Annotated in this window: 10 protein-coding genes; 6 read left to right on the forward strand and 4 right to left on the reverse strand. The window is 60.3% G+C overall.

What is annotated here, in order from left to right:
* From ACVWYU_RS27720 to ACVWYU_RS27745, 6 genes are all read left to right on the forward strand, one after another.
* Positions 1–1908, forward strand: a 1908-nt coding sequence (locus ACVWYU_RS27720) for a toxin VasX (protein ID WP_457374191.1), incomplete at its 5' end; no start/stop codon positions are given.
* On the forward strand, positions 1905–2846 hold the full coding sequence (locus tag ACVWYU_RS27725) for a hypothetical protein (RefSeq protein ID WP_457374192.1): 942 nt from the start codon (positions 1905–1907) through the stop codon (positions 2844–2846). The genes ACVWYU_RS27720 and ACVWYU_RS27725, both read left to right, overlap by 4 nt.
* Entirely contained in the window at positions 2846–3142 is a 297-nt protein-coding gene (locus ACVWYU_RS27730) for a hypothetical protein (protein WP_457374193.1), read from the forward strand. Before ACVWYU_RS27725 ends, ACVWYU_RS27730 begins: the two co-directional genes overlap by 1 nt.
* The gene (locus ACVWYU_RS27735; RefSeq protein ID WP_457374194.1) at positions 3139–4080 is read left to right on the forward strand and encodes a DUF6708 domain-containing protein; all 942 of its coding nucleotides are present in this window, start codon (positions 3139–3141) and stop codon (positions 4078–4080) included. Before ACVWYU_RS27730 ends, ACVWYU_RS27735 begins: the two co-directional genes overlap by 4 nt.
* 523 nt (positions 4081–4603) lie before the next feature.
* Positions 4604–4927, forward strand: coding sequence for a hypothetical protein (locus ACVWYU_RS27740; RefSeq protein WP_248915295.1), 324 nt, complete (start codon positions 4604–4606; stop codon positions 4925–4927).
* A 192-nt stretch (positions 4928–5119) separates the two neighbouring features.
* A complete protein-coding gene (locus ACVWYU_RS27745) occupies positions 5120–5959 on the forward strand; it encodes a 23S rRNA (adenine(2030)-N(6))-methyltransferase RlmJ (protein ID WP_457374195.1) in 840 nt (279 codons plus the stop codon).
* Positions 5960–6096: 137 nt separating this feature from the next.
* Here the strand turns inward: ACVWYU_RS27745 and msrA are convergent, their stop codons facing one another.
* The 4 genes from msrA to aceF all read right to left on the reverse strand — a co-directional run bounded on the left by msrA (position 6097) and on the right by aceF (position 13382).
* Positions 6097–6744: a peptide-methionine (S)-S-oxide reductase MsrA gene (gene msrA, locus ACVWYU_RS27750; protein ID WP_247258040.1), complete on the reverse strand. Its 648-nt coding sequence runs from the start codon at positions 6742–6744 to the stop codon at positions 6097–6099.
* A 119-nt stretch (positions 6745–6863) separates the two neighbouring features.
* Positions 6864–9557, reverse strand: a complete 2694-nt coding sequence (locus tag ACVWYU_RS27755) for a putative bifunctional diguanylate cyclase/phosphodiesterase (RefSeq protein ID WP_457374196.1) — start codon at positions 9555–9557, stop codon at positions 6864–6866.
* Between the two features lie 188 nt (positions 9558–9745).
* Positions 9746–11146: an alkaline phosphatase D family protein gene (locus ACVWYU_RS27760; protein WP_457374222.1), complete on the reverse strand. Its 1401-nt coding sequence runs from the start codon at positions 11144–11146 to the stop codon at positions 9746–9748.
* Positions 11147–11426: 280 nt separating this feature from the next.
* Positions 11427–13382 carry a dihydrolipoyllysine-residue acetyltransferase gene (aceF, locus tag ACVWYU_RS27765; RefSeq protein ID WP_457374197.1) on the reverse strand — a complete coding sequence of 652 codons (1956 nt, stop codon included), beginning with the start codon at positions 13380–13382 and terminating at the stop codon, positions 11427–11429.
* Between the last annotated feature and the right edge of the window lie 10 nt (positions 13383–13392).

The following is a 13392-nucleotide window of genomic DNA, read 5'->3' on the forward strand; positions in this document are numbered from 1 at the left end:
CATTACCAGCAACTGGAACAGCGTCATACCGCGCTGTTCGCCGACCGGGGCCTGTACCTCAAGCGCTCACACAGCGGCACCTGGTTTGTCGACTACGACGACCGGGAGACGCGCCGCTGGCTGACCGAACTGGCCACCGGCTGCCTGAGCGCCCAGTGCCTCCGCGCCCAGGGCGCCGAACAATACGCCGACTACATCCGTGCCCCTGACGGCGGCGCCCTGAAGCAACTGTTCAACGCCTGGACACCCTCCATCGATGCGGCCGTGAACAGCGCTTCGCGCCTGAGCGAGCTGACGGCCGCCCTGGCCTCCGACAACCTCAGCGCGACCCATCAGGCGCTGGCGCCATTGAGCGAACCGACCCTGCGCGACATCGCCAACATGGCCCGTGACGTCGGCAGCCAATGGAGCGTGCTGGTCAACCGGTTGGCGGCGGCGCTGTTGCTGCTCAAGGGTGACAACGGCCTCGGTCGTTCCTGGATGGGCATCTTTGTCGCCGCGCGCCTGGGCAACGACACGCGCTTGCAGATTGTCACCGAGGCGGGCCGGTCAGTGGCGAAGCTGGTGGGCCAGCAGGCCGAAGCGCTGGGCCACTGGGCCAGGGCGACCGGCAAGGCCATTGGTGCCGGGCAGATGGGGTGGATTACCCAATCGCCGGTGGTGGTCAACAGCGGTGGGGTGGTGCCGTTGGCGGCGTTGTTGTTGAACGTGGTCAATGCAAATAACTATTTGAGTCAGGCCGGGGTGCTGGAGGGGATGGACAGCCGGCGGGTTCGTGACACGGTCTCGGCGACGTTGTATGCGGGGGCGGCGTTGGTGGCAGTGGTTGATAGTCAGGTACGGAAGGGGTTGGGGCGGGATCGATTTCACTTCTATGGCTCAGCGGCACCTGCACTTACTCTGTTTGGTGGAGTGATCGGTGGATTTTCAGCCGCTGCGGCATTCACAGAGTTCAAGTCCTTACAAATTCAGTTGGAGAGCGCCCAAAGCCTAGTCGACCCGTGGTTGGAGATGCGCCAAACCGTGGTCGGTGGACAAATAGCGACCTTCGGCACTCAAGCGCTGTTAGGGTTTGGCTACACCGCTCGTGCCCTGGCAGGGTCAATTACCGTTGATGTCGCCATCTTGCGTTACACGCTGTACATGGGACCGTTGAACTGGCTGATTCTCATGCTTGGTGTACTGCACCTGATCACCAGCCTCCTGCAGCAAACCCCGCTGCAAAACTTCCTGAACCGCTGCTGCTGGTCAAAGGCGCGGGCCAAGGATCTGCAGCCTATCCCGCCCAAGGCCCAGCAGGATGAGCTCGACCGGCTGTACTTCATCCTCTATGCGCCGCGGGTCAGCATGGAAAGCAACGTGAAGTCCAACCATGGTAATGGCCCTTCCCGCCTCGAGTACTTCAGTTCCATCAATCACCTGACCCTCGACTTGCCAGGTGCCGAGCCCGACAGTGTCTACCTGGAACTGAGCATGGTCGGTGATCCGGTGGATACTCAGGACTACCGCGACCTGATCAAAAACAGCCGTACCGGCCATTTCAAACTACCGCGTCGCTGGCGCGACCTGACGCCGCACTGGCTGGCCAGCAGCGCCTGCCAGTGGATGCCGTTCAAGGAAGGCCAGGGCCTGCGCCTGAGCGGCCCGTTCAACACACTGAACAATGTCCTGAGCTCCCAACCCGCCACGGTTTCCCTGCGTGTGCGCTATCGCACGCCACTGACCGCCATGCTCGGCGCCCAACGCTTCATCGGCGGCGAACGAGGGCTGGCCTTTACCCTGAATGACTCCACGGGCGTGATCGCACTCTGGGCGGACCCGACGCCTGAGCTGGATCGGGTTCCGAACTACCCACTCGGCGAAGGCAACCCCGGCGCGATTTACCTGCAACCCAAGGACAAACGATGAGCACGCCGCCGGCAGGTACCACCAAAAAACGGCTGCTTTCGCGCAATGACTATCTGGCGCCATTGCCCATCCCCACGGGTAGAAAACCCTCCGATGTGCTCAACGTCATATGGCGCAAAAACGAGGTGTTTATTGATATTGGCAACTACAGCATCGGCTCGGCGGTGATGGTGATGTGGCCTTCGGTGATGCTGTTTTTAGCCATGTCGTTCTTCACGCGAAATCTCGACCCTGATTTAAGCCAAGGTATTTTGATCCTGGGGGCGGTTATTTTGGGCATTCCGATACTGATCTTGATCCAAGGCCTCTTCCGCGAAGTCCCGCTCCCCGTGCGCTTCAATCGCCAACGCCGAGAGGTCTGCGTCCCGCGCGACGATGGCGAATACTGGATCGTCCCGTGGGAAACCGTGACCGCCGCCGCCACCCAGCAGTCGTCGGTGAGTCAGGCTGGTCGAGCCTCCATGGGGTTGTTGATCATTGGTTTCGAAAATCCGGACCCGCAGGCCAGGGAAGACAACAAGCACTATTCACTGGGTTTCAACTGCGGCGGCGGGACCACGGCGATGGCGTTGTGGGAGTGTATGCGTAGCTACATGGAGGTTGGTCCGGAAGCCGCACCGGAGGCTGCAGCGCTTAACTCCGGCGCCAACCTGCGTTACTACATCGACTACCTGAACGATAAAGCCAAAGAACGCGGCTGGTTTTTAACAGTGCTGTGGGAAGGAATATTCGGCATATTTATCTTCAATGCTCCACTCGCCACCTACCTGCAAAGGAAAAAGCTGTACCCGCCGCCCGACCTGCCCTATCCCGACATCATCGAATGGTCTAAACCCCTGCCTCCCGAGCAGTGGGCCAAACGCTCCCCGGAACTGGAGGCCGCCATCGCCGAACGCGAGGCGGAACTGGCCGCGCAGGCGGAGCGGGAGTTGGCGTGATGGCGCATACCCAGGGCCTGCGCCTGAGCGACCCGTTCAACACACTGAACAATGTCCTGAGCTCCCAACCCGCCACGGTGTCCCTGCGTGTGCGCTATCGCACGCCATTGACCGCCATGCTTGGCGCCCAACGCTTCATCGGCGGCGAGCGAGGGCTGGCCTTTACCCTCAATCACTCAACGGGCGTGATCGCACTCTGGGCGGACCCGACGCCTGAACTGGATCGGGTTCCGAACTACCCGCTCGGCGAGGGCAACCCCGGTGCGATTTACCTGCAACCAAAGGACAAACGATGAGCACGCCGCCGGCAGGTACCACGAAAAAACGGCTGCTTTCGCGCAATGACTACCTGGCGCCGCTGCCCATCCCCACGGGTAGAAAACCCTCCGATGTGCTCAACGTCATCTGGCGCAAAAACGAGGTGTTTTTGGATGTTGGCAGCTACAGCATCGGTTCGGCGGTGATGGTGTTGTGGCCGGGGGTGATGTTGTTTTTATCTCTGGCTTATGGACTCAGAAACATTTCACCTGAACTGAGCACCTTTACTCTTATCGGGGGAGGGGTGATCACTGGTATCCCAGCCATTTTTATAATCCAAGGCCTCTTCCGCGAAGTCCCGCTCCCCGTGCGCTTCAATCGCCAACGCCGAGAAGTCTGTGTCCCGCGCGACGATGGCGAGTACTGGATCGTCCCATGGGAAACCGTGACCGCCGCCGCCACCCAGCAGTCGTCGGTGAGTCAGGCTGGTCGAGCCACCATGGGTCTGTTGATCATTGGTTTCGAAAATCCGGACCCGCAGGCCAAGGAAGACAACAAGCATTTTTCACTGGGCTTCAACTGCGGCGGCGGCACCACGGCAATGGCGTTGTGGGAGTGTATGCGTAGCTACATGGAGGTTGGTCCGGAAGCCGCACCGGAGGCTGCGGCGCTTAACTCCGGCGCCAACCTGCGTTACTACATCGATTACCTGAACGATAAAGCCAAAGAACGCGGCTGGTTTTTAACAGTGCTGTGGGAAGGAATATTCGGCATATTTATCTTCAATGCTCCACTCGCCACCTACCTGCAAAGGAAAAAGCTGTACCCGCCGCCCGACCTGTCCTATCCCGACATCATCGAATGGTCAAAACCACTGCCTCCGGAGCAGTGGGCCAAACGCTCCCCGGAACTGGAAGCCGCCATCGCCGAACGCGAGGCGGAGCTGGTCGCGCAGGCGGAGCGGGAGTTGGCGTGATGGCGCATGCCCATGGCTGCCGCGACCTGATCAAAAACAGCTCGCTCGGCGAGGATCGCCCCGGCGCGATTGACCTGTAACCCAAGGACAATCGATGAGCACGCCCCCGGCAGGCGCCACGAACAAACGCATGTTTTCGCGCAATGACTACCTGGCAGTCTCACATCTCTTTAGTGGATGGGGGCCGCTGCGAATTTTCCGGGCAAGGTCTTCGGACATTTCCTTCAAAACGTAACGGTTTCCGTGAACTGTTGGCGCGTGGGTTTCATGGGTAGTCTTTGGCGGTCACTGACCATTCAGTGGTGGGGTGTAGGAACCCTTCAAGACCAGTTGAAACGCTTTGGCGTCGACACCTGATTTGCGGCCACTAACGTGCGTCCGTAAGATCTGTTGCGGCGGCTGTGCGCGGGCACGCTTCGGCGTGGTCGAGTTCTCTGGTCTCGATATTCCTACCCCGCGTATGGCTGCCACCCAAGCCCGTAGGAAGGCCGATGGTAGCCCCGCTTCTACCAGAGGTTAAAAAATGAAAACCATACATCCCGATCCCCCCTACGAAAAACCGACCGCCCATCCCGACAACCGCTTCATGGCATTGACCAGCAACTGCAGCGACATGCCCACCCTGTTCGTCGACACCCACGCGCCACTCGATGTTTTGTATGACGCGGCCAATCACCGCATTCGCGCCGTCACCCAGGTGCTTGAAAACCTGTCCATGCGCGGTTCGATCGAGTGCGAGTCGTTCATCCTCAGTGACTTCGCCTTGCTCTGCGCCATTTCGTTGCGCGATGGCTGCGATGTGCTGGATGTGGTTGGGCGGCGGTTGCGGGCTCGGCCTGCGCAGTAGCATCGAGCACGGTTCGGTGGCGAGGGAGCGTGCGGTGTGTCGGTTGAAACACGATTGGCAGGTCTTGGCGTCGCTTCGCAACCCAGCGGGAGCCAGCTCCCTCGCCACAGTGGTTGGGTGAACCACTCTGTCGCCAACCCCTGACTTGCCGGCCGGTAAAAGGTAAACTTCCCGGCCTTCGCAGGAGCAGCCATGAATTATCGTCACGCCTTCCATGCCGGCAATCACGCCGATGTGTTCAAACACCTGACCTTGACCCGCCTCATCGCCCTGATGTCGCGCAAGGAGCAGCCGTTTGCCTATCTCGACACCCACGCCGGCATTGGTCTGTATGACCTTCAGGGCGATCAGGCCAGTCGTACCGGTGAGTACCTGGAGGGCATCGCGCGTTTGTGGGATCAGCCGGATCTGCCGATCCTGACCGCCGATTACATGCAGGTGCTGCACGAAATGAACCCGGATGGGCAGTTGCGCTATTACCCGGGCTCGCCGGAGCTGGCGCGGCGTCTGACCCGTGCGCAGGATCGCGTGCTGCTCAATGAGAAGCACCCGGAAGACGGCGTACTGCTCAAGGACAACATGGCCGGTGATCGTCGGGTCAAGGTACACCTGGGCGAAGGCTGGCATGTGCCGCGTGCGATGTTGCCGGTGCAAGAGAAGCGTGCGGTGATGTTGATCGATCCGCCGTTCGAGAAGCTCGATGAGATGCAGCGTTGCGCGGCGTCCCTGAAAGAGGCGATTGGCCGGATGCGGCAAACCGTGGCGGCGATCTGGTACCCGGTGAAGGATCAGCGTGCGCTACGCCGCTTTTATCAGGATCTGGCCGGTTCGGGCGCGCCGAAGTTGCTGCGGGTGGAGCTGCTGGTGCATCCGCTGGATACGCCGAACAGCCTGAACGGTTCCGGGCTGGCGATTGCCAATCCGCCGTGGGGGCTGGAGGAAGAGTTGCGTGAGTTGCTGCCGTGGTTGTCCGAGAAGCTTGGTCAGACCCAGGGCGGGTGGCGCATGGATTGGTTGATTGCCGAGAGTTGATTCTGTGCCTGTAGGAGCGAGATTGCTCCGGGCGGCGTTCCGACGATGGACGCAAAGGCAACGCGTTAAATCAGAAAGTGCGCGTTATCGTTAACGACCATCGCGAGCAGGCTCGCTCCTACAGGTTTGTTGGCCGATTAAATCGGGCAGGTGACGCCCGTACCGCCAATCCCGCAATAGCCTTCAGGGTTTTTCGCCAGGTATTGCTGGTGATACGCCTCGGCGTAGTAGAAGGTCGGGGCTTCATCGATTTCAGTGGTGATGGTGCCTTTGCCGGCCTTGGTCAGTTCGGCCTGGAATATTTGAGCGCTCTTCTTCGCCGCTTCCAGTTGCTCTGGTTTGGTGGCGTAGATCACCGAGCGGTACTGGGTGCCGATGTCGTTGCCCTGGCGCATGCCCTGGGTCGGGTTGTGCAATTCCCAGAACATCTTCAGCAGCTCTTCGTAGCTGACTTTTTCCGGCTCGTAGACCACGAGCACGACTTCGCTGTGGCCGGTCAGGCCCGAACAGACTTCTTCGTAGGTCGGGTTTGGCGTGAAACCGCCGGCATAACCCACGGCGGTGCTGTACACGCCTTCACGCTGCCAGAACCGACGCTCCGCGCCCCAGAAGCAGCCCAGGCCGAAGATGGCGAATTCGACGTTGCCGGGGAACGGACCCAGCAGCGGGTTGTGGTTGACGAAGTGTTCGTCCGGCACCTTGATCGGGGTTTCGCGGCCGGGCAGAGCTTGTTCTTTAGTAGGGAGCACGTTTTTGTTCACCAGAATTTCCGAGCGCAGAACCATTATCAGTCCTCTCAGTCAGGTTGAGATGTAAATAATCAGATCGCCAGTGTGCCCAATACCGGCCATTTACGCACTAACCCTGTAGGAGCTCGCTCCTACAGGTCCATGGGGGCCGCAGGTCAGGCGATCGGGCCGCGCGGGTAGCGTTTGAGCTTTTCGATCAGCTCGCAGCCCGGGATTGGTCTGTCGAACAGGTAGCCCTGGCCAACGTCACAACGATGGCGACGCAGGAAGGCCAGCTGCTGGGCCGTCTCGATGCCTTCAGCCACGACCTTGATTTTCAGGTTGTGGGCCATGGCGATCACCGCGGAGGTGATTTCCATGTCGTCCTGGTTGTCCGGGATTTCGTGGATGAAGCTTCGATCAATCTTAATGATGTCGATCGGGAATTTTTTCAAGTAACTAAGCGACGAATAACCGGTGCCGAAGTCGTCCATGGCCAGGGTCAGGCCCAGGCGCTTGAGCTGGTCGAGTTGCAGGTGGGTGTCTTCGGTGGCTTCCAGCAGCAGGCCTTCGGTCAGTTCCAGCTCCAGCAGGTGCGCGGGCAGGGCTTCTTCCTTGAGGATATTGGCGATCGAGGCCACCAGGTCCGGGTCGGAGAACTGTTTGGGCGACAGGTTGATCGCCACTTGAAGATTGCCCAGCCCCGCAGCCGTCAGTTCCTTGCTCTTGCGGCAGGCCTGGCGGGCGATCCATTTGCCGATGGGAATGATCAGGCCGGTTTCTTCGGCGACGCTGATGAACTGGTCTGGGCGGATCATGCCTTTTTCCGGGTGATCCCAGCGCAGCAGCGCTTCCATTCCCAGCAGGCGACCGCTGCGCAGGCACAGCTTGGGCTGGTAGAACACGTCGAGTTCGTTCTGGGTCAGGGCGCGACGCAGGTTGTTTTCGACAAACAGCTTGTAGCTGGCCTCGGCGTTCAGGGCTTCGGTGAATACTTGCACCTGATGCTTGCCGTTGGCCTTGGCCTTGTGCAGCGCCAGGCCGGCGTTACGCATCAGGGTTTGCGGGTCGCGCCCGTGCAGCGGTGCACAGGCCAGGCCCACGGAGCCGGTCACGCTGATCAACTGGTTGTCGACGAACATCGGTTTGTCGAGGGTCGCCAGCAGTTGATTGGCCACTTGCTGGCCCACCGAGAGGTCGCTGTTGTCCAGCAGCACGGCGAATTCGTTACTGGCAAAACGCGCCAGGCTGCCGCTTGGGATAAGGCTGTTGCGCAGGCGTCGGGCCAGGCTGATCAGCAGTTTGTCGCCGGTCTGGTGGCCGAGGCTGTCGTTGATCCGTTTGAAGTTGTCGATGTCCACCAGCAACAGGCTGATCGGGGTATCGGTGTCGCGGGCGAAGCGTTCGTCGAGGTTGCGGATGAACGCCGGACGATTGCCCAGGTTGGTCAGGTTGTCGGTGTAGGCCAGGCGCTCGATGCGTTGCTGGGCGAGCTTGGTCTGGGTGATGTCTTCATAGATGCCGATGTAATGGGTCAGCTCGCGGTTGTCGCCATAGACCTTGGAAATCGACAACTGGCCCCAGTAGGGTTCGAGGTTTTTGCGCCGGCTCTTGAATTCGCCCTGCCAGCTGTTGCTCTTGGCCAGCGCCGAGGGCGCGTCGAACAGCAGTTCGCTGAGGTTTTCCAGGGCCGGCAGTTCCGACAGCCGCTGGCCATGGACTTCTTCGGTGCTGTATTGGGTGATTGCGGTGAAGCTCGGGTTGACGTACTCGACCACACCGTCGCAATTGACCAGCAAAAAGGCGTTGGCACTTTGCTCGACCGCGCGCTGGAACAGGTGCAGGGCGCTGGTGGCGGTGCGCCGGTTGTGATTGCTGATGACCTGGGCGAACTGATCGGCCAGTTCGCCGGCAAAGGCGATTTCGTCCGACTGCCAGGCACGGGTGGCACCGGTTTGCTCCAGGCACAGCACGCCGACCACCTGGCCATCGACGCGGATGCTGGCATCGAGCATCGCATTGACATTGCGCGGGCGCAGGCTTTCGGCCATTTCCCGGGTGCGCGGGTCGTGAATGGCGTTATGGGCGTCGATGGCGCGGCCGGTGTGCAAGGCGTCGAGGTAATCGGGGAAATGGCTGACGTCGATGGGCGCCGGCAGCAGGTATTCCTCGCGGGTGCGGTGATAGGCCGAGATGGGCACCAGCATCGAACCTTCGAGGTTCCACAGGCTGGCGCAGTCGATTTCGTAGATGTCACAGGCACTGCGCGTAATCAGCTCGGCGGCTTCTTTCAGGGAGTTGTTGCTGCTGTAGCGCTGGCGGGTCAGCAGCAGGATCAGGTCCTGCTGGGCACGTGCCCGTTCCAGATGCTGCAGTTGTTCCTGCTGGGCGCGCTGGTTGAGTTCCAGGGCAATTTGCAGGCGCGAGTTCCGGGTTTCCAGATCCAGCGCCGGCAGCAGGGGATCGTCTTCGAACAAGCCGTCGATCACCAATAGGTAACCGCGCAGCAGGTGTCGATTGTGTTGTTTGAAGGGTTCACCCATTTCCAGCAGGCTCAGCGAGCCGGTGGCGGTGTGCAGGGTGTAGCGGATCAGATAATGCGAGTGCTCGCTCAGTTGTTGCTGGATGGCATCGTGCAGTTGATAGCGCGCTTCCGGCTCCATCAGGCTGGCGTAGGGCGAGCCGACCAGAGCGCACAGCTCCATGGCCGGCAGGCCGAACTGGCGTTCGCAATTGGGATCAAGAAACAGCAGCGCCCAGCTTGGCTCATTCAGCCGTTCGAAACGCAGCATGCCGAGCCGCGAGGGCACAGGCAACTGCGTCACTACCTCGGCCACCATACGGCTGGCGGCATCGGGTTGGCTTTTCATTGAGGGAAACTCGCTTCGAATTTGCTGAACGCGCCGGGCTCTCGCCCCTTTACTGTTGCCTGCGGCAAGGTTGCATCATTGCGACACCGACTGACAAGAGACATGAAGGCCAAGTGCTATAAGAATATCTCGGCAGAAGCGCGGATTTCTTCAGTTAATAGCGCAAAAAGTCATCCTGCTTGCCGCTTTCAGCCCTGATGCAATTCAATGCCGGTCGATTGCAGCAGGTTGCCATCCCGATCGTGATAACGCACCTGAATCTGTTCGGTATCGACGATCACATGCGCGAAGTTATCCTGGCTGATCACCTCGCCCGTCAATTCATGCTGATAATCGCCCGCCGCGGTTCGGGCCAGGGGTTGATCGAGGATGAAGGTGGAGGCCTTGGCGTAGGGCAGCATTTTGCTGTTGCACAGCGGTGACGAGACGATGGTGTGGACTTCGAAGTCCGGGTCTTCGCTGTGGGTCAGGCGGCTGGTCAGCGAGCCGTGGACGTCACCGGAAACGAAAATCACATTCTTGATGCGGTGCGTGCGAATCGTCTCCAGCAGTCGCAGCCGTTGCTCGGGAAAGGCTTGCCAGGCGTCATCGTCCGAGCGCTTGCAGTCAGGGTAGAACATCACGCTGGTGACCACGAATTTGACGCGGGCCGGGCTGTTGATCAGCCATGTGCACAGCGCGTGTTCCTGCTCGACATCCAGGATGCGTCGGTCGGCGGCCGAAAGGTTGCGTCGGGTTCTGCTGTCGGTGACAAACCATTCGATATCGCCTTCCGTGAACTGATACCAATACTTGTGAAGTTCCCTGTTTATTTGACCGGTGGAAGAAAGTTCGTGGGCCGGACTATGGCTGGCTTGATAGAGCTCATAGGCCTTCATTGCATTGGCATATAACAACTCATCGGATTTGTTTTTGTTGGCTGGCCAGTTGTCTTCGATCTCATGATCATCAAGGATCATGTAAGTGGGCAGTCCTGACATTAATGTTGCAATGTTCGGCTGTGAGAACGCCACGCGATACTTGTGAAGAATGTCCTTGAGTTCCCGGTCGGGGGCAACGAAGTTCAGGTCATCGACGTAGATCTGATCACCCGTCAATAACATCGCGCTGACGGGCGGCTCGGCCTGTTCCAGCAAATTGGATATCGAGGCAAAGATCCTGTCGCCCACATGAGGCGCGGAGGCGATGCCCGCGGTGATGCGCAGATAACGGCAAGACCCCACTATGTAGGCTCTGGGCAGGGTCTGCTGGCTGGAGCGGGTGCGGAAGCGGTGGATCTGTCGCGGCCATTGCAGCGGCAGCTCCTGAACTGTTTCTACGGTGTGCACCGGACTCATGGGGCTGAACCAGCCGGCCTGATATTCATGGTCGGTGTCGGCGGCAAGATCGTTGAGGGTCATCACTTCGGACATGTCGCGCGCGCTGTCGAGCTTGGCGAAAATGCCTTTTGACCAGTGTTCTTCGCCAAGCCGCCGATAGCGAATGCCGGCAAATACCGGCGCATCCTTTTGTTTATCTGCGCGCAGGAATATGCGTACGTGATTGGTCGTGGTGTGGCCAATAATGGGGCCAACGGTTGGTTTGAACATATTCGAGTCCATTCGGCTTTGCGCTGATTGAGTCAATAAGTTTTTAGTTGGGTTTGCTCGGTAACCTCGCAACTAAGGCTAGTTATTTGGCCCTAAAAAATATCGAGCCGAAATGGATTCAAGTTGTGGGCGATATCAGCCACAAATGTAGGAAGGCATTCTTTTCGATTAAAAATCGCAGGCAAAAAAAGCCCCGCCAAATTGGCGGGGTTGAGGTACGAGCGTGGCGCTCGGAAAACGAAACGCGGCTGGCCCTCCGGGAAAGGAGGGCCGTCCGGTGTTACAGCAGGATGGTGCGGATGTCCGCCAGCAGGTCGCTCAGACGCTTGGTGAAGCGTGCAGCCGCGGCGCCGTTGATCACACGGTGATCGTAGGACAGCGACAGCGGCAGCATCAGCTTCGGCTGGAAGGCTTTGCCATCCCAGACGGGCTGGATGGTCGCTTTGGAAACACCGAGGATCGCCACTTCCGGCGCGTTGACGATCGGCGTGAAGCCGGTGCCGCCAATGTGGCCGAGGCTGGAAATGGTGAAGCAGGCGCCTTGCATCTCGTCCGACGAGAGCTTCTTGGTCCGGGCTTTTTCAGCCAGGGAAGCGGCCTCGGCGGCCAGTTGCAGCAGGCTCTTCTGGTCGACGTTCTTGATGACCGGTACCAGCAGGCCATCCGGGGTGTCGACGGCGAAGCCGATGTTCACGTACTTCTTGCGGATGATCGCCTTGCCGCTTGGAGCCAGCGAACTGTTGAAGTCCGGCAGTTCCTTGAGCAGGTGCGCGCAGGACTTGAGCAGCAGCGGCAGGATGGTCAGCTTGACGCCGGCCTTCTCTGCAACGGCTTTCTGAGCGTTACGGAACGCTTCGAGTTCGGTGATATCCGCCGAGTCGAATTGCGTCACGTGTGGCACGTTCAGCCAGCTGCGGTGCAGGTTGGCGGCGCCGACCTGCATCAGGCGGGTCATCGGCACTTCTTCGATTTCACCGAAGCGGCTGAAGTCCACGACCGGAATCGGCGGGATGCCCGCGCCACCGGTTGCGCCGGCAGCAGCGGCCGGTGCTTCCTTGGCCTTCTGCATCATGGCTTTGACGTAAACCTGCACGTCTTCCTTGAGGATGCGACCGTGCGGACCGCTAGCGCCCACGGCGCTCAGCTCGACACCGAATTCACGGGCCAGTTGGCGCACGGCCGGGCCGGCGTGAACCTTGGCACCAGGCTTGGCTGGAGCCGCGGCCGGGGCAGCAACCGGTGCGGCGGCGGCAGGAGCGGCAGCCGCGGCCGGAGCGCTCGGTGCAGCTGCGGCCGGTGCCGGAGCAGCGGCCGGGGCGGCGCCTTTGACTTTCAGCTTCAGGATCAGGTCGCCGGTACCGACTTCGTCGTCCAGCTTGATCGAAACGCTTTCCACCACGCCAGCGGCAGGCGACGGGATTTCCATGCTCGCCTTGTCGGATTCCAGGGTGATCAGCGACTGGTCGGCTTCGACGCTGTCGCCGGCCTTGACCAGGACTTCGATGATCTTGGCCTTGCCCGACGAACCGATGTCCGGCACGTGGATGTCCTGAACGCTATCGGCCACCGGTGCGGCCGGAGCAGCAGCGGCTGGCGCTGGAGCTGCGGCGGCAGGTGCAGCTGCCTGGGCTGGAGCGGCCGCAGCCGGTGCCGCAGCACCCGCCACTTCCAGGTCCAGAATCAGGTCGCCAGTGCCGACTTCGTCGTTGAGCTTGACGCTGATGGCCTTGACCACGCCAGCGGCAGGCGACGGGATTTCCATGCTCGCCTTGTCGGATTCCAGGGTGATCAGTGACTGATCAGCCTCGACGGTGTCGCCGACCTTGACCTGGATCTCGATGATCTGGGCCTTGCCCGACGAACCGATGTCCGGCACGTGCACTTGCTGAACCGAAGCGGCAGCAGGTGCTGCGGCCGGCGCTGGAGCAGCGGCGGCAGGCGCCGGTGCAGCTGGCGCTTTTGCAGCAGGCGCGGCGGCAGCCGCAGGGGCCGCCGCAGCGGCACCTTCGACTTCCAGCTCCAGCAATTCGTCGCCTTCTTTCAGGCGATCGCCGAGCTTCACTTTCAGGCTCTTGATGATACCGGCCTTGGGAGCAGGGACTTCCATGCTCGCCTTGTCCGATTCCAGCGTCAGGATGCTCTGATCGGCTTCGATACGGTCGCCGACCTTCACAAACAGTTCAATTACTTCACCTTCACCGCTGCCGATGTCAGGTACGCGAATGAGTTCGCTCACAGAATCTCTC

This window comes from Pseudomonas sp. TE12234, from assembly GCF_054061835.1.

What these genes read in the sequence shown, in the direction of transcription:
- ACVWYU_RS27725 (WP_457374192.1), top strand. Translation starts at nt 1,905, where the DNA reads ATGAGCACGCCGCCGGCAGGTACCACCAAAAAACGGCTGCTTTCGCGC.
- ACVWYU_RS27730 (WP_457374193.1), top strand. Translation starts at nt 2,846, where the DNA reads ATGGCGCATACCCAGGGCCTGCGCCTGAGCGACCCGTTCAACACACTG.
- ACVWYU_RS27735 (WP_457374194.1), top strand. Translation starts at nt 3,139, where the DNA reads ATGAGCACGCCGCCGGCAGGTACCACGAAAAAACGGCTGCTTTCGCGC.
- ACVWYU_RS27740 (WP_248915295.1), top strand. Translation starts at nt 4,604, where the DNA reads ATGAAAACCATACATCCCGATCCCCCCTACGAAAAACCGACCGCCCAT.
- ACVWYU_RS27745 (WP_457374195.1), top strand. Translation starts at nt 5,120, where the DNA reads ATGAATTATCGTCACGCCTTCCATGCCGGCAATCACGCCGATGTGTTC.
- msrA (WP_247258040.1), bottom strand. Translation starts at nt 6,744, where the DNA reads ATGGTTCTGCGCTCGGAAATTCTGGTGAACAAAAACGTGCTCCCTACT.
- ACVWYU_RS27755 (WP_457374196.1), bottom strand. Translation starts at nt 9,557, where the DNA reads ATGAAAAGCCAACCCGATGCCGCCAGCCGTATGGTGGCCGAGGTAGTG.
- ACVWYU_RS27760 (WP_457374222.1), bottom strand. Translation starts at nt 11,146, where the DNA reads ATGTTCAAACCAACCGTTGGCCCCATTATTGGCCACACCACGACCAAT.